Origin of the sequence: Lachnoclostridium edouardi (assembly GCF_900240245.1) — a bacterium.
In the GTDB taxonomy this organism is placed as follows: Bacteria; Bacillota; Clostridia; order Lachnospirales; family Lachnospiraceae; genus Lachnoclostridium_A; species Lachnoclostridium_A edouardi.
Genome location: NZ_OESQ01000001.1, coordinates 665,231 through 681,363 on the forward strand (window position 1 = coordinate 665,231; position 16,133 = coordinate 681,363).

A 16,133-nucleotide genomic window follows, 5' to 3' on the forward strand; every position below is an offset into this window, starting at 1 on the left:
CATTTCCTCCTTACATGGTTTCTTAAATTTATCTTTCCTATTTCTGTAAAGCCAGCAGCATCTCTCTTATAATCTTACATGCTGCGGCTGTAGACACTCCGCTGGCGTCATAATGGGGGCTTAATTCATTTACGTCTAAGCCTACTATGTCTGCCTTGCGGCAAACTGTCTCTGCAGCCTGTCTCAGCTGATCAAAGGTTACTCCTCCCGGCTCCGGCGTTCCTGTTCCCGGAAAAACAGAAGGGTCCATTACATCTAAATCTACAGTAAAGTAAACCGGCTTTCCTTTTAAGCTTTCCAGCACCTGATCCAGGCCCTGAAAATCAAACTTTCTGGTAGTTACATGGCTGCCGCCCCATTTAAATTCTTCCCTGTCCCCGGAGCGGATTCCAAACTGAAAAATTTTTCCGTCTCCCGTTAAGTCCCAGCACCTGTGAAGCACGCAGGCATGGGAAAGCTGTTCTCCCAGATAATCTTCTCTTAAATCTGCATGTGCGTCAAAATGAATAATAAAAACCTCAGGATATTTTTCAAATACAGCCCGAAAAGCGCCTAAGGTTACAAGATGCTCTCCTCCCACCATAAATGGAATTTTTCCGCCGTCTAAAATCTCTTTTGTCTGCTCTTCAATTTGCTTTAAAGCCTTCTCTGTATTTCCAAAACAAAGCTCCAGATCTCCGCAGTCCATGACTGCCGAGTCCTCTAAATCCCGGTCCTGGTATGGGCTGTACATTTCTATGCCATAGGATTCCCGGCGGATCGCCCCGCTTCCAAACCTGGTGCCAGGGCGAAAGGAGGTGGTGGAGTCAAAGGGAGCGCCAAACATAACAATGTCCGCCTCCTGAAACTCTTTGTCACATCCCATAAATACTTCTATATTTTTATTCAACATTTTCCAGCATCTCCTCTACATAATACGGCAGGTAAAAAGCCCCCTTATGAAGGGTTGTTGTATAATATCTGCAGGAAATCCCCCGCATATTCCATTTAATGTCGTCTAAGTCTCTGAGAGGATGATACTTTTTAGAAGCAAAACCAAACAGCCAGTGTCCAGACGGATAAGTGGGAATATGAGCGTGATAAACTCTGCTGATAGGGAAGGATTCTACAATCAGCTTGTGCATCTTCTGACAGGACAAAGCGTCCTCCTCATAAAACGGACTTTCATGCTGATTCACCATAATTCCGTCTTCCTTCAGGGCTTTATAGCAGTTGCCGTAAAATTCTCTTGTAAACAGCCCTTCCCCAGGTCCAAAAGGATCTGTGGAATCTACAATAATCAAGTCATATTTGTTTTCACATGCCCTGATAAACTTCAGGCCGTCCTCATAGTATATATTCACTCTGGGATCTCCCAGTCTGCAGGAGGTTTTAGGCAGATATTTCTTGCAAACCTCCACTACCTGCTGGTCAATCTCCACCATATCAATCTGCTCAATTTCCGGGTATCTTGTCAGCTCCCTGACCACTCCGCCGTCCCCGGCTCCGATTACCAGCACCTGCCGTACATTTGGGTGAACTGCCATAGGCACATGAGTAATCATTTCATGGTAAATAAACTCATCCTTTTCTGTAAGCATCATATATCCGTCTAACACCAGAAACCGTCCAAATTCCGGGGACTGAAACACGTCGATCCGCTGAAATTCACTTTTTCCGCTGTACAGCTGCTTGTCTACCCGGATGGACAATTTAACATGAGGCGTCTGCGCCTCAGAAAACCAAAGCTCCATATCTATTTTATACTCCTTTCAAGACATTTAAATGTTCAATTACAGGGTCCTCAGGTCCTGTCATAGAACATCCTTTGGCCTTAGCATATTCAATATAATCTAATATTTCTTCAGTGATCCTCTCCCCAGGGGTTAAAACAGGGATTCCTGGAGGGTAACACATAACAAACTCGCTGCACACACATCCGCAGGTCTGCCTTAAAGGTCTGGATTCTTTTTCTGCATAAAAAGCATCCTGGGGAGACAGCACTACCTGAGGCTCAATATATTCGTGCACCATTAAATCTGATTTATCTCCGCCAAACCGGCGTTTCACCTCTGATAAAGCGCTGACTAAACGCTCAATATCCCTTTGCCTGTCCCCAATGGACAAATAGGCTAATATATTTCCCAGATCTCCAAACTCAATTTGAATATCGTACTCATCTCTTAAAAGGTCATATACTTCTATACCTGCCAGCCCGATTTCCCTGGTGTGCACAGACAATTTTGTCACGTCAAAATCATATATGCTGTCCCCGTTGCACAGCTCTCTGCCGTAAGCATAATATCCGCCGATCTGATTAATCTCAGCTCTGGCATATTCTGCCATATTCACTACCTGGCGGAAGGTTTCCTTTCCCCGCAAAGCCAGATTTCTTCTGGAAATGTCCAGGCTGGACAGCAAAAGATAAGAACCGCTGGTAGTCTGAGTTAAGTTAATAATCTGTCTCACATGGCCTTCCTGCATAGCAGGCCCTATTAATAAAATAGAGCTTTGTGTTAAGCTGCCTCCAGATTTATGCATAGAAACAGCAGCCATGTCGGCTCCTGCCGCCATAGCTGACACAGGCAGGTTTTCTCCAAAATAAAAATGTGTGCCGTGGGCCTCGTCTGCCAGACAGAACATACCGTGTCTGTGGGCCAAATCTACAATGGCTTTTAAATTGGAACAAATTCCGTAATAAGTAGGGTTGTTGACTAATACAGCTTTAGCGTCAGGGTTTTCCTTAATAGCCCTTTCCACCGCCGCCACGCTCATTCCCAGGGGAATCCCCAGCCTGTCGTCCCCTTCTGGGTTTACATACACAGGCACAGCTCCGCAAAGCACCATGGCTCCCATAACGCTGCGGTGTACATTTCTTGGAAGAATAATCTTTTCTCCTCTTTTCACCACAGAAAGCACCATGCTCTGCACTGCAGATGTAGTGCCTCCCACCATGAGAAAAGCGTGAGCAGCCTGGAAAGCCTGGGCCGCCAGCTCCTCTGCCTCCCTGATTACAGAAATGGGATGACAAAGGTTGTCTAAAGGCTTCATGGAATTTACATCCATTCCAACACATTTCTCACCTAATAATGCAGTCAGCTCAGGATTGCCTCTGCCTCTTTTATGTCCTGGAACGTCAAAGGGCACCACCCGCATTTTTTTAAAGTTTTCCAGCGCCTCATAAATCGGGGCGCGCTCCTGGGACAATGGGTTCATGTCGTTTCCTCTCTTAATAAATATTGCGTCCGCTGAATATTTCAATCATTTCCTTCCTCAGACTGTTAATAATCTCCAGCCTTTTTTGAGGAGGAAGCTCGTATACGTCGGTTTTAAAAAGATAGTTTTGAAGGTCAATGTCCTTCACCATCATCTTTGTATGAAATAAATTTGCTTCATAAACATTAATGTCTATGGTATCGTACCTTTGCAGCACCTCCGGAGCAATATAGCTTTGAATGGAGGTGATCGGATGGTCCATAAACAGCTTTTTCCCGTTTACATCTCTTGTAAATCCTCTGATTCTATAATCCATAGTAATAATATCAGAATCGAAGGAGCCAATCAGATAATTTAAGGTGGACAGAGGCGTAATCTCCCCGCATGTGCCTACCTCTATATCTGCCCGAAAGGTGGCCAGACATGTTTCCGGATGATACTCTGGATAAGTGTGTACTGTCACATGGCTTTTGTCTAAATGAGCCAGCTGTATCTCTCCCATGGGAGTTTTGATTCCCTCTGAAATTAAAATGGTTACTGAAGCTCCCTGAGGATCGTAATCCTGTCTGGCAATGTTCAGAACCTTTGCGCCGATCATATCTGTCAAATTCGTAAGAATATTGGTTAAACGCTCAGAATTGTACTGCTCGTCAATATACGCCACGTAATCCTTCTGCTCTCTGGCAGTTTTGGCGTAACATACGTCATAAATATTAAAGCTTAATACCTTTGTCAGATTATTAAATCCGTACAATTTAATTTTTTCTCCCATCTCCGTTCTCCATATCTGGTAGTTAAATTTTTCCGGCTGATAGCCGGCCGCCTGGGAGGTTTCTGTTTTTTGCAAAACAAAAACGCAGGCAATGAATCTGTACATTACCTGCGTCAATTTCTATTATTATATGACTGCTTTTTTCGCCGTTCTTAGACAGACTAAGGTTTTCGGCAAAGTGGTTCATAGAATAACAGAGTTCAGAGTCTATATAGCAAATACTTTACTTTTACTACTCTTATTGACATTTTCACAAGTTGATGTACGTGTTCACGCACTGGTTATAAAGTAACCAACTTATAAAAATTGAGCTTTCAACTCAATCAATAACGGTAACGAAGTACCAATCGGCAGTTGACCCGGCTGTCCGTATGGCCTTGGCCTGCTTTTTGCAGGTGGTCAGAAAAATATTTGCATGGAATGCGAATTCTCTGTTTTCCATGTCGAAAAATATCGTACACTATTTTCCGTTATTTGTCAAGAAATTCCACCTATTTACTGCGGATTTCTCCTATTCTATAAATGTTGTCAGGCTTTCTATGGAAGCTCTTGTTTCCTTATGTCTTTCCGGGGCCAAAGGCTTTCCCTCTGCATATCCTAAAACCAGCAGATTAATAGGAATCAGATGTTTTGGAATCTGAAATTCTTCTCTTAAAACATCTGGCTTAAACCAGCATACCCAAAGACTTCCCAGCCCCAGTTCTGTGGCCTCCAGCATCATGTGGTCTGTAACAATAGACGCGTCAATATCTGTAGTCTGCATACCGTCATATTTTCTGGTCCACGCCTTGTCCTTATCTGCACATACAATAACGGCGGCTGTCCCTCCGTAGGTTCTGGCGGCTTTTTCGATTTTCTCCATTGCCTTTCCCTGAACTACATACAGGTGAAAGGGCTGTAAATTGCAAGCTGTAGGCGCTACTTTTGCAGCCTCCAGTACTTTTTCCAGTTTTTCCCTTTCCACCGGCATTTCCTTATATGCTCTTACTGAATATCTTTTTTTAGCTAACTGAATAAAATCCATTTTTTCATCCTTTCTATTTTTCTTAATTTATTTGTATAAAAGGCAGCTTAAAATTCCGTCTTCAGACAGAAATTCCATCTCCCACCCTGCCTTTTCCAAAACCTCTAAATTATCTGTGCTGTATTCAATTTCTTTAGAAAATTCTTTTGCCGCATCTGCCATACTTTCCAGAGAAAACTGATTTTCCCTTAAATAAAAGGCAATGTGAAGAGGCAGGACCACAAGCCAGGCAAGGGCTGTCAGTTTCACCTTTGGCAATATATTTCCTTCCAGAATTCCCTCTATAAAATATCTGTATACAAAATATTCCGCCATATTGCCGTACCACTGGCAGCCATATTTTAAACAGGATAAAAACTCCTCTTTTTTATCTGCCAAAGCCTCCAGCTGATTTTTTGCCTGAGCCAATTTGTCCGGCCATTCTGTTGTCATAGACTCCAGGTTCTGAACAAAATTTAACATCTGCGTCCATATAGTAAGCCCCTCAGAGCCGGAAAATTCCCTTTTCAGTTTTCCTCCTTCCTTTTCCTGTCTTTTTTTATCACCATATTTTCTGCAGGCCTTTAAAAGCTCTTCTTCTATATCTTCTATATTTTCTCCAAAATCTAAAATACCCTGCAGCTCTTCCCCGTAAATCAACAGCACCGCCAATCTTTCAGAAATATTTAATCTCTGGTTTCTTAATATCCCAAAGGCTGTTTCTCTTGTTTTTAAAAGCAGCGCTCTCTCTGATTCCTCCAGAACATCATCTTTAGCTTTTGACTCTGTATCGCTCTCTTCCACTTCCAGATACACAGTATAAGAAGGAGGGTTGTGACAGCCTATAATCAGCCTGGCAGCTTCCTCGCAGCAAAGACCTATTCCCATTTCTCCCCAGCCGCTGTACTGTCTGTAAAATCTGGGGTGCTCCCTGCAGATTTCACACAGTCTTTCCTGTCCCAGCTGAGTAATAATCTGGCATAAATTATTTTTATCCAGGAAAGGGCATCTATTTCCTTCCATTTTAAAATGATAGGTTCCGGCCTCCTCTTCCATAGACCGGCGCAGCTTGTGGCCAATAGGACCGTCCTGATTGACATAGTCTTTATATGTTTCTAAGTCAATGTCAATTTCCCATCCCACGCAGCAGCTGTCCTTACACTTAGAGGCAATGCAGTGAAACTTCTCATAATAATCCGGTCTTGTTATTTTCATTGAGCTACCTCCTGCTTTTCATCATATCACAAGTTTCCTTTGTCTTCACCATATAATACTGAAAATGTATACATTTTCCTTTAATTCCTTACAATTCCATTTCATTTATTACATTTGCCTGTTACATTGTTACAATTCCATGACTTCTATTGACCAAAATGTCATACAAGTTATACAATATGGCTGTATTTCACAAAAGGAAAAAATGAAATAAAAATGTAATGCAAGGAGGTTTCTTTATGAAATTAAAAGGTTTAGCCGCACTTTCAATGACTGCTGCATTTACAGCTGCAAGCGCATTTACTTCCCTGGCAGCCGGCTGGGTCAGTACCTCACAGGGCTGGAAATATGATTGGGGAAACAACAGCTACTGTACAAGCAACTGGGTACATTATAAGGACCACTGGTTCTATTTTGGCAGCGATCAGATTATGCGCACAGGATGGATTCAAAGAGACGGCACATGGTATTTTGCCGCCGATTCCGGGGAGCTTCAGGGCGGCCTGACGAAAATCAACGGCAATGTATATTACTTTAATACCAGCACCTGTAAAATGTTTACAGGAGTTCAGGCAGTAGACGGACATAATTATACCTTTACAGAAAACGGCACGACCCCTGATGCTCCTTATGTTTATACTGAGTTTAACAGCAACGGAACCATTAAAAGAGGATGGAAATTCGGCGTTTAAAAACATGTGGGAACGCCCTTGGTTTTATCTGTCAGGCATTTTACGGCTTTGATAAAAATACACAGGCATAAGCAATATCAGAGCGCAAATCCAGGCAAATGGCGTGGAAAAGCAAATAGCTTTATAGCCCAGGACTAAAGACAGCCCTAAGGCGCAGGACAGTCTGGCAAACAGCTCAATTATACATGCCCCAAAGGGAGCCCAGGCATTGCCTACGCTTTGCAGGGCTGTTCTGTAGACCATCAGCATTCCCAAAAATAAATAGAAGGGCACAATCATCCAAAGATACTGTTTGGCATACAGAATAATTTCCTCTGTAGGCTGATTAATAAACAGCTGCACTACGTGAGACTGTCCTAAAAGAAGCAGGGCGCCCATAAAAAAGTTTAAGGCCGTCAGCATAAGGAAGCAGTCTTTCACACCCTGGCGGATTCTGTTAAACTTTCCGGCCCCGTAGTTTTGAGCTACATAATTGGCTATGGTGATGCCCACAGCGTTGTCTACCAGCACAGGCAGCTGATCTACCTTGGAGGCAGCGGTATAACCTGCAATGGCGCTTGTGCCCAGACGGTTTACCGCCGCCTGCATGGCCAGCTGGCCAATACACATAACAGACATTTGGAAGCCCATAGGCAGCCCCAGCTTTATGTGGCGGACTAAAACCACCCATTCCGGCTTCCACTGTCTTCCCTTTAAACGAATCACCTCATACTTTTTAAAAGTATAAATAATGCAGAACACTGCTGCCAGCAGCTGTGAAATCACCGTAGCTGCTGCAGCTCCTGCTACTCCCATATGACAGGGAACGATTAATATAATATCCAGCACAATATTCAGCAAAGAAGAAAATATTAAGAAATACAAAGGCGTTCTGCTGTCACCTAATGCTCTTAAAATATTGGATATCATATTGTAAAAAACAGTTGTGCCTGTTCCCAGAAAAATAATAAATAAATATGTATACGTTTCACTGTAAATGTCTTTAGGCGTATTCAGACACCTTAAAATCACATGAATGGACAGGCAGCTGACAAGTGTAATTAAAATTGTAAATACTGCTGACAGCCACATAGACGCCGCCACACATTCTTTCATTCTTTTTTTCTTTCCAGCTCCCACTGCCTGACCTAATAATATTCCAAAGCCTCCCGTCAGCCCCTGAACAAAGCACAGCACAAAATAGACAATGGTAGCTGTGGCCCCCACTGCTGCCAGGGAGTCTGCGCCTAAAGTTTTTCCCACAATAATAGTATCCGCCAAAGTGTAAAATAACTGGAACAAATTTCCCCCAATAACCGGGATGGAAAATCCTGCAATTACCTTCCACGGAGTCCCCTCTATTAGGTTTTCTGATAATCTTTCAGCCATAAATTTATCCTCACATTTTCATTTATAATATTTCAGAACTATTTCAGAACTTCTTGCAAACCTCACAAAACCATTTTATAATTGAGCAAAAAATAAAGCAGCTATGAGGAGTCTTTTATGATATACCGCCAGAATGAGCATTTTCGCTCTCTTTCTATTGACAGCGCTTCTCTTCACGAAACAAAGCAGCACGGCCAGGTAGTATTTCCAGTGGAAATTCTCCACGATCATCTGGACGGCTTTAAGGAACGCCACATTCCCTGCCACTGGCATGACGAATGGGAGTTTTCCATAGTAAAACAGGGGGCCGCCATTTTTCATATTAACGGGATTTCCCACGCTCTTACAAAGGGAAACGGAATTTTTATAAACTCCGGCACCACCCACATGGTGCTTCCAAAGGGAACAGAGCCTGTAATTCTGCTGACCATTATTGTCCATCCCCGTTTTATATACGGCACGCCGGAAAGTCTGCCGGCGCAAAAATACATTCACCCCTTTGCCTCCGCCCCGTCACTTTCAGGAATCCTTTTAAATGAGCACAGGGAAAAGGATATTTTAGACTGCTGTTTTCAGCTGGATAAAATATTCTGTGAAAAGCCTTTTGCCTATGAGCTGGCTGTAAAGAGCCTTTTCTGTCAGCTGGCTTTTCTGTTGATTTCTGCATCAAAGGCTACTATTCTCCAGTCGGAAAACAGCTTAAACAGCAGCCGGGTGCGCAGGATTTTAGATTATATCCACGAAAATTACGCAGAAAAAATCAGCCTGGCGCGCCTGGCTGATCTGATTATGGTCAGCAGGGAAACTTGCTCCCGCATTTTCAGAAAACAAATGGGTATGACCATTACCGGGTATCTTGAAGATTACCGGGTGATGCAAAGCCTGACCCTTTTAGAGGACGGCAGGTACACCATTCTTCAGGTTGCCTCCATGACCGGATTTTCTAATGCCAGCCGTTATACAAAGGCCTTCCGCAGCAAAATGAAGTGCAGCCCTTCTGAATATTGTAAAAATATCAGATAATGATTTTTCCTTCTACACAAATATTGTTTATTTTCATACGTATATTGACGCTTTATTTTTAAAAAATTCTGTATTGATTATTTTCTTTTACAGGATTACAATAACGTCAGTACAAAAAACTGATGATTCCATCAGCGTATTTTAAGGAGTGTTTATAATGAAAAAATTTAAGTTTCCCGGAGAACTGGCTTTATTTTTTGCTATTGTGATCAACAGCTTCGGCGTTGTGCTGATGACAAAAAGCGGATTCGGAATCTCCTCTATCTCTTCTGTGCCCTATGTTTTTAGTATGGCCTTTTCTTTTTTATCCTTTGGTACATGGAACTACCTGTTCCAGACAATGCTGGTGGCTATTTTAATGATTTTATATAAACGAATTAATTTTGGGTACATATTTTCCTTTGCCATGGGCATTGTGTTTGGAAAAATGCTGGACTTTTTTCAGTTTCAGACAGCCGGACTTCCAGAGGGGCTGGGCGTAAGGATTTTCTATTTTATATTAAGCTTTTTCATTCTGGCTTTTGGAATCTGTCTGGCAAATAATTCTCTCCTGCCTATTATACCAACAGATGTATTTCCCAGAGACTTGTCTTCTATTATTGCCAAGCCTTATAAAAATGTGAAAACTATTTTTGATTTGTCCTGTCTTACAGCCACCGCTGTGATTTCCTTTTTTATTCTTCACAGAATTACAGGAGTGGGGCTGGGAACAGTGATTTGCGCTTTATCTACAGGCAAGGCCGTATCCTTAGTTCAGGGATTTTTAGACAAGCATATTACGTTTTACCGGGCAGTTGCCCTTAACAGGAGGAACCTATATGAATGAAGAATTAAATCAGGTTTTAAAACAAGTGCAAAAACGGTTTGAGGGAGACCGCTTTGCTTACCTCTCCGGCTGCCGCATACAGTCTGTGGAGGACGGTCAGGCCTGCTGCACAATGGAGATCACAGAAAACCACTTAAATGCTGCGGGAACAGTAATGGGAGGGGCTATTTTTACACTGGCGGACTTTGCCTTCGCAGTGGCCGCCAACTGGAATAAAACCTTAACAGTGTCTTTAAACAGCCAGATTACTTATCTGGGAGGGGCCAAGGCCGGAGTGCTTTATGCAAAAGCCCGGAAGGTAAAAGAAGGGCGCACTGCAGTCTACTACACTGTAGATATTACTGACGAGAATCAAAAGCTAATTGCAGCCCTCACTGCCAATGGATTTGTAAAAAGATAAGAACAGGGGGGCCGCCGCACCAATTGCCTGGTGCGGCGGCCCCCTGTTCTTATTCTTATTGGACACCCTTATTTATTTAATGTGGTAAATAGTTTCTCCGTTGAGCACATGAAGTCCTGCCTGCTGCAGCGCCTCCACAGCCTTGGCTCCGTCAGATGTTTTAATAATCATTGCGCCGATTTCAGTGGAAGCTAAAGCATACATATATTCTATATTCAGCCCTGTTTCCTGGATTACATGGAGAAGTCCGTGGAGCATCCCCACTTTGTTTTCCAGCTGAACAGCCACTACATCTGTAAGCATGGCGGAAAATCCGTTTGCTCTCAGCACGTCTTTTGCCTTTTCCGGGTCGGAAACAACCATGCGCAGCAATCCGTACTCACTAGTATCCGCCAGACTTAATGACAGAATATTAATTTCTCTCTCCTTTAAAATATCAGCTGTCTCAGCCAGGGTTCCCGCCCTATTTTCCAAAAATACAGAAACTTGTTTTACAAACATAGCTTTTCCTCTCTTTCTTCCCTTAATAGTTTTCTATTACTCATACACACGGTTGTCAATAACGTGCTTAGATTTACCCATGCTGCGCTCCAAAGTCTTAGGAGCCACCAGCTTAATTTTTGCAGATAATCCTACAGCCTGCTGAACAGCATTTCCAATGGTTTGAGTCAGGTTTTCCAGCTTTCTGATCTCGTCAGAGAAAAATCTTTCCTCTACCTCCACCTGAATCTCCAGGGTATCCAGATTATTGACTCTGTCCACAATCATTAAGTAATGCGGCGTAGTGCCTGCCAGCTCTAAAAGGGCAGTTTCTATCTGGGATGGGAATACGTTGACGCCGCGGATAATCAGCATGTCGTCAGAACGTCCCTTAAATCTGGAAATCCGAGGCAGGGTTCTGCCGCATTCACATTTTTCATAAGTGATGCTGGTAAGATCCTTTGTGCGGTACCGCACCAGAGGAATTCCCTCTTTTGTCAATGTTGTAAATACCAGTTCCCCTGTCTCCCCGTTTGGCACCTGTTCTAATGTTGTAGAATCAATGATTTCAGGCAGGAAATAATCGTCAAATACATGAAGTCCTTTATGGCACTCACAGTCGCAGGCAACTCCCGGTCCCATAATCTCGCTGAGGCCGTAAATATCATGGGCGCGAATATGAAGCTCCTCCTCCAGGCGGAGACGCATTTTCTCTGTCCAGGGCTCCGCCCCGCAGATACAAGCTTTCAGCTTAATCTGGTCCATCATGTTGTGCTCATGTATGTATTCAGAAATGTGCAGCAGATAGGATGGAGTACACATAATTCCTGTAGCTCCAAAGTCCGCCATCATAGTTACCAGCTTTTTTGTATTTCCGGTGGACATAGGAACAACAGTGGCTCCAATATGCTCTGCCCCATAGTGAGCGCCTAAGCCTCCTGTAAATAAGCCGTAGCCGTAGGCCACCTGGATAATATCGTCTCTGCCTAAGCCTGCCATGGCAATACATCTGGCCACACATTCGCTCCACATATCAATATCTCTTCTGGTATATCCCACTACTGTAGCTTTTCCTGTAGTTCCGCTGGATGCATGAACGCGGACAATCTCAGATCTGGGAACAGCAAACATGCCGAAAGGATAAGTGTCCCTTAAATCGTCCTTTGTAGTATAAGGCAGCTTATTTAAGTCTTCAATTCCCTGAATATCCCCAGGCTCTAACCCAATCTGCTGCATTTTCTTTCTGTAGTACTCTACATTGTGGTAAACTCTGTTTACCAGTTTTACAAGACGAGCGCTCTGTATTGTCTGCATCTCGTCCCTGCTCATGCATTCTTTTGTCTCATTCCATATCATGCCGCTTTTCCTTTCTCCCACTGCTATTCTTTACAATCTCTTTTAAACCCTACAGACTGTAGCCTGCCTCAAAGGCCTTCAGATTCACTTCTACTGTTTTTGGCGGAACTGTATTTCGTATTACTTCCTCCCACTGCTCCTTTGAATAATCCATGTATCTGGCAGCCGCCCCCAGAACTACCACGTTAAAGGCCTTTGGAGTGCCCAGCTTCTTTGCCTCCTCTGCAGCGTTGACAACAATGGTTTTATACTTTTCCTGAAGCTTTTCTAAAATATTTTCCGGGTATTTAGCAACTCCTGTTACAACTGTAATAGGGTCGATTCTCTGATTATTTACAATAATTACCCCGTCTTTTTTCAAAAACTGAGTGTAGCGCAAAGCCTCCAGCTTTTCAAATGCAATTAAAATATCTGCGCAGCCCTCCTCCACAATAGGCTCGGCTACTTCCTCGCCGTAGCGGACAAAGGTAACAACGCTTCCGCCTCTCTGGGCCATTCCGTGTACCTCAGAAAGCTTTACATTATGTCCGGCTTCAATGGCCAGATTTCCTAAAATTCTGCTGGTTAAAAGAGTACCCTGGCCTCCTACTCCCACAATCATAATATTTGCTGCCGCCATAATTATCTGCCCTCCTTTACAATTGCATCAAATTTACAAAGCTGCATACAAAGACCGCAGCCGTTGCACATAGTCTCATCTATTTTGATAGTTCCGTCTTCCTGCTTTGTTAAAGCCGGACATCCTGGGCGCAGACATGCCCCGCACTTTTTGCACTTTTCAGGAATTGCACGGCAAACATCCGGGAAGGAGATACCCTTTAACAGGGCGCACGGCGACTTGGTGATAATTACTGATACCTGCTCTCTGGCAGTCTCTCTTTTTAATGTCTCCTCCAACTCCTTTAAATCAAAGGCATTTACCTCATATACATGTTCAATTCCCATAGCTTTACAAAGCCCTGTAATATCCACAGCCGGCACAATCTGCCCCTTTAAGGTTTTTCCTGTGGCCGCATGTTCCTGATGTCCTGTCATTCCTGTGGTAGAGTTATCCAGAATTACTACAGTGCCGCAGCCCTGGTTGTAAACCATATTCATCAGGGAATTAACCCCTGTGTGCAGGAATGTGGAATCTCCGATTACAGCCACCCAGTTTTTCACAAAATCCTTACCGTTGGCCTTTTCCATTCCGTGAAGAGTGCTGATGCTGGCTCCCATACAAATAGTAGTGTCCACTACGTTTAAAGGCGCCACAGCTCCCAATGTGTAACAGCCAATATCGCCTGCAGCGTGTATTTTCATTTTGCTGAGCACGGAAAATACGCTTCTGTGAGGACATCCCGGGCAAAGAATAGGCGGCCTTGCAGGCACCTGCTCCGGCTGAAATTCCAGCTTTTCTCCCAGCAGCCTTTCTCTGATCATATTGGCGCTGTATTCTCCCTGTACAGTAAACAGCTCTTTTCCCTGAACTTTAATTCCCCAGGAGCGCACCTGCTCTTCAATTACAGGCTCCAGCTCTTCAAATATGTACAGCTTATCTACCTTAGATGCAAATTCTTCAATTAATTTTCTGGGAAGCGGATGTACCAGGCCTAATTTTAAAACAGAAGCCTCAGGCATAGCCTCCCTTACATACTGGTAAGGAATTCCGCTGGTAATAAAGCCTACGGAGGCGTCCCTGTATTCTGCCTGGTTAATAGAAAATTGGCAGCTGTCCTCCCCCATTTTTTTCAGTCTTTCTTCCACAAAAGGATGGCGCATTTTTGCGTTTCCAGGCATCATTACAAACTTTCTCATGTCTCTTTCATAAGGACGCACTTCTACTTCCTGCCTGTCCTCCAGCTCTACAAGTCCCTGAGAATGGGAAAGTCTGGTGGTAGTCCGAACCATAATCGGTGTGTCATATGTTTCACTTAATGAGAACGCCAGCTTTGTAAACTCCTTCGCTTCCCTGCTGTCAGAAGGCTCCAGAACAGGTATCATAGCGGCTCTGGCTACCATTCTGCTGTCCTGCTCGTTTTGGGAGCTGTACATGCCCGGATCGTCGGCAGCTACAATAACAAGACCTCCTCTTACTCCTGTATAAGCGGCTGTGTAAAGAGGGTCGGCAGCTACGTTTACTCCTACGTGCTTCATGCTGGCCATGGCTCTGGCCCCGCTTATAGAGGCTCCGATGGCTACTTCCATAGCTACCTTTTCATTTGGCGCCCACTCTGCATAAACCTGATCATATTTTGCTATACTTTCACTGATTTCTGTGCTGGGGGTGCCTGGGTAAGCTGCTGATACCTTAACTCCCGCCTCATAAGCGCCTCTGGCTATAGCTTCATTTCCTAATAGTAATTTTTTTTGCACTTTAGTTTCCTTCCTTTCGTAAATCTGTAACTCTTTTGGCTTTTCCTTCAAACCTTCTTAAAGTATTTGGGGATACTAATTTTACAATGGCGTCCAAACCTAAAATCATTCTCAGCCTGGATTTTATATTTTCTTCAATTCTCTCCAGCGCTCCGTAGGAGTCTCCCATAGAGTCCGGCTCAATTTCCACTTTGATTTCCAAAATGTCAGAATGATTCTTTCTGCTTACTATGATTTCATAGTGAGGTCCGATTCCCTCTGTTTTTAACAGCACCTCTTCAATTTGACTTGGAAATACGTTGACGCCGCGGATTTTCAGCATATCGTCTGTTCTGCCTGACAGGTTTTCCATGCGAGCTGTAGTTCTTCCACATTTACACGGCTCATAAAACAGCCTGGAAATATCCCTGGTGCGGTAGCGGATCAAAGGCAAAGCTTCTTTTGTCAGGCATGTGACGACTACCTCCCCCTTTTCTCCAGGGGGCAGCACCTCCCCTGTTTTAGGGTCAATAATCTCCATCAGGAAATGGTCTTCATTAATATGCATACCGCAAAGCTCCAGACATTCTCCTGAAACTCCAGGTCCCATAAGCTCGCTCATTCCGTAATTCTGAGTCAGCTTCAGATCCCTGCCCCACACCTTATACATTTCCTCTCTCATGGCTTCCGTCATAAGCTCGCTGCCTACTAAAGCCACCTGAATCTGCAGATCTTTCTTTGGGTCTAAGCCGATCTGTTTTGCAACCTCTGCAATGCGCAAAGCGTAGGAAGGCGTTGCAACTAAAAGAGTGCTTCCAAAGTCCTTCATATACATCAGCTGTTTTTCTGTATTTCCTGTGGAGGAAGGCACAATAGCCGCTCCCACCTTCTCCAGGCCATAATGAAGGCCCAGAGCGCCTGTAAACATGCCGTATCCAAAACAGATCTGGGCTACGTCCTTAGACGTAGCTCCTCCTGCGCAGGCAAGTCGGGCTACACATTCCCTCCAAACTTCAATATCATTATCTGTATATCCCACTACTGTAGGCTTTCCTGTAGTGCCGCTGGAAGCGTGAATTCTTTTTAACTCATCCTTCCCTACAGCAAACAGTCCAAAGGGATAGGTGTCCCTCATATCCTGCTTTGTTGTAAACGGCAGTCTGCCCACATCTTTTAAGGTTTTAATATGTTCCGGCCTGATTCCAATTTCATCCATTTTTTTTCGGTAAGCAGGCACCTTTTCATATACGCGCTGAACAGTCTTTTTCAATCTAAAAAGCTGCAGTTCCTGGATTTCCTGTCTGGAAAAGGTTTCTTCTTTCGCCCAAATCATAAGTAGTCCTCACATTTCTCCTGAATTATCATTTTGCACAATATTTATACAATTATATCATACATGATTGTATAAATAAATACCTAATTTTATCAGTGCAAAGCGTTAAATCAAAAAAATAACGCCCCCGCTTCCT

Annotated in this window: 16 protein-coding genes; 4 read left to right on the forward strand and 12 right to left on the reverse strand. The window is 43.7% G+C overall.

The features are described 5' to 3' along the window. Positions 1–37: 37 nt before the first annotated feature. The 6 genes from speB to fliB form a co-directional block, all read right to left on the reverse strand. Complete coding sequence (gene speB, locus C1A07_RS03055; protein WP_101875809.1) at positions 38–892, reverse strand: agmatinase; 855 nt, start codon at positions 890–892, stop codon at positions 38–40. Next, positions 882–1,733, reverse strand: a complete 852-nt coding sequence (gene speE / locus C1A07_RS03060; protein WP_101875810.1) for a polyamine aminopropyltransferase — start codon at positions 1,731–1,733, stop codon at positions 882–884. Before speE ends, speB begins: the two co-directional genes overlap by 11 nt. A gap of 7 nt (positions 1,734–1,740) precedes the next feature. Further along, the gene (locus tag C1A07_RS03065; protein WP_101878011.1) at positions 1,741–3,195 is read right to left on the reverse strand and encodes an aminotransferase class I/II-fold pyridoxal phosphate-dependent enzyme; all 1,455 of its coding nucleotides are present in this window, start codon (positions 3,193–3,195) and stop codon (positions 1,741–1,743) included. A 13-nt stretch (positions 3,196–3,208) separates the two neighbouring features. Continuing rightward, positions 3,209–3,967, reverse strand: coding sequence for an adenosylmethionine decarboxylase (speD, locus tag C1A07_RS03070; RefSeq protein ID WP_101878012.1), 759 nt, complete (start codon positions 3,965–3,967; stop codon positions 3,209–3,211). Between the two features lie 511 nt (positions 3,968–4,478). Further along, positions 4,479–4,991, reverse strand: a complete 513-nt coding sequence (locus C1A07_RS03075; RefSeq protein WP_101875811.1) for a nitroreductase family protein — start codon at positions 4,989–4,991, stop codon at positions 4,479–4,481. 27 nt (positions 4,992–5,018) lie between these two features. Continuing rightward, positions 5,019–6,185, reverse strand: a complete 1,167-nt coding sequence (gene fliB / locus C1A07_RS03080; RefSeq protein WP_101875812.1) for a flagellin lysine-N-methylase — start codon at positions 6,183–6,185, stop codon at positions 5,019–5,021. A 239-nt stretch (positions 6,186–6,424) separates the two neighbouring features. On the opposite strand from fliB, the gene C1A07_RS03085 reads away from it, so the two are divergent. Continuing rightward, a complete protein-coding gene (locus C1A07_RS03085; RefSeq protein ID WP_101875813.1) occupies positions 6,425–6,877 on the forward strand; it encodes a hypothetical protein in 453 nt (150 codons plus the stop codon). A gap of 24 nt (positions 6,878–6,901) precedes the next feature. Here C1A07_RS03085 and C1A07_RS03090 read toward each other — a convergent pair whose 3' ends face one another. Beyond that, complete coding sequence (locus C1A07_RS03090; protein ID WP_101875814.1) at positions 6,902–8,245, reverse strand: MATE family efflux transporter; 1,344 nt, start codon at positions 8,243–8,245, stop codon at positions 6,902–6,904. A gap of 117 nt (positions 8,246–8,362) precedes the next feature. Between C1A07_RS03090 and C1A07_RS03095 the strand changes: the two genes are divergently transcribed. From C1A07_RS03095 to C1A07_RS03105, 3 genes are all read left to right on the forward strand, one after another. After that, positions 8,363–9,268, forward strand: a complete 906-nt coding sequence (locus tag C1A07_RS03095; protein ID WP_101875815.1) for an AraC family transcriptional regulator — start codon at positions 8,363–8,365, stop codon at positions 9,266–9,268. Between the two features lie 157 nt (positions 9,269–9,425). Beyond that, entirely contained in the window at positions 9,426–10,094 is a 669-nt protein-coding gene (locus C1A07_RS03100; RefSeq protein WP_101875816.1) for a DUF6198 family protein, read from the forward strand. Beyond that, positions 10,087–10,494, forward strand: coding sequence for a PaaI family thioesterase (locus C1A07_RS03105; protein WP_101875817.1), 408 nt, complete (start codon positions 10,087–10,089; stop codon positions 10,492–10,494). Before C1A07_RS03100 ends, C1A07_RS03105 begins: the two co-directional genes overlap by 8 nt. A 72-nt stretch (positions 10,495–10,566) precedes the next feature. Here the strand turns inward: C1A07_RS03105 and C1A07_RS03110 are convergent, their stop codons facing one another. The 5 genes from C1A07_RS03110 to C1A07_RS03130 are packed head-to-tail and all read right to left on the reverse strand — an operon-like array spanning position 10,567 to position 15,997. After that, complete coding sequence (locus C1A07_RS03110) at positions 10,567–10,995, reverse strand: ACT domain-containing protein (protein ID WP_101875818.1); 429 nt, start codon at positions 10,993–10,995, stop codon at positions 10,567–10,569. A gap of 36 nt (positions 10,996–11,031) precedes the next feature. Beyond that, positions 11,032–12,330, reverse strand: a complete 1,299-nt coding sequence (locus C1A07_RS03115) for a phenylacetate--CoA ligase family protein (RefSeq protein WP_101875819.1) — start codon at positions 12,328–12,330, stop codon at positions 11,032–11,034. A gap of 49 nt (positions 12,331–12,379) precedes the next feature. Next, on the reverse strand, positions 12,380–12,949 hold the full coding sequence (locus C1A07_RS03120) for an indolepyruvate oxidoreductase subunit beta (protein ID WP_101875820.1): 570 nt from the start codon (positions 12,947–12,949) through the stop codon (positions 12,380–12,382). 2 nt (positions 12,950–12,951) lie between these two features. After that, positions 12,952–14,685 (reverse strand): indolepyruvate ferredoxin oxidoreductase subunit alpha, encoded by a 1,734-nt coding sequence (gene iorA, locus C1A07_RS03125; protein ID WP_101875821.1) that lies wholly within the window; start codon positions 14,683–14,685, stop codon positions 12,952–12,954. A gap of 1 nt (position 14,686) precedes the next feature. Continuing rightward, the gene (locus tag C1A07_RS03130; protein WP_101875822.1) at positions 14,687–15,997 is read right to left on the reverse strand and encodes a phenylacetate--CoA ligase family protein; all 1,311 of its coding nucleotides are present in this window, start codon (positions 15,995–15,997) and stop codon (positions 14,687–14,689) included. Between the last annotated feature and the right edge of the window lie 136 nt (positions 15,998–16,133).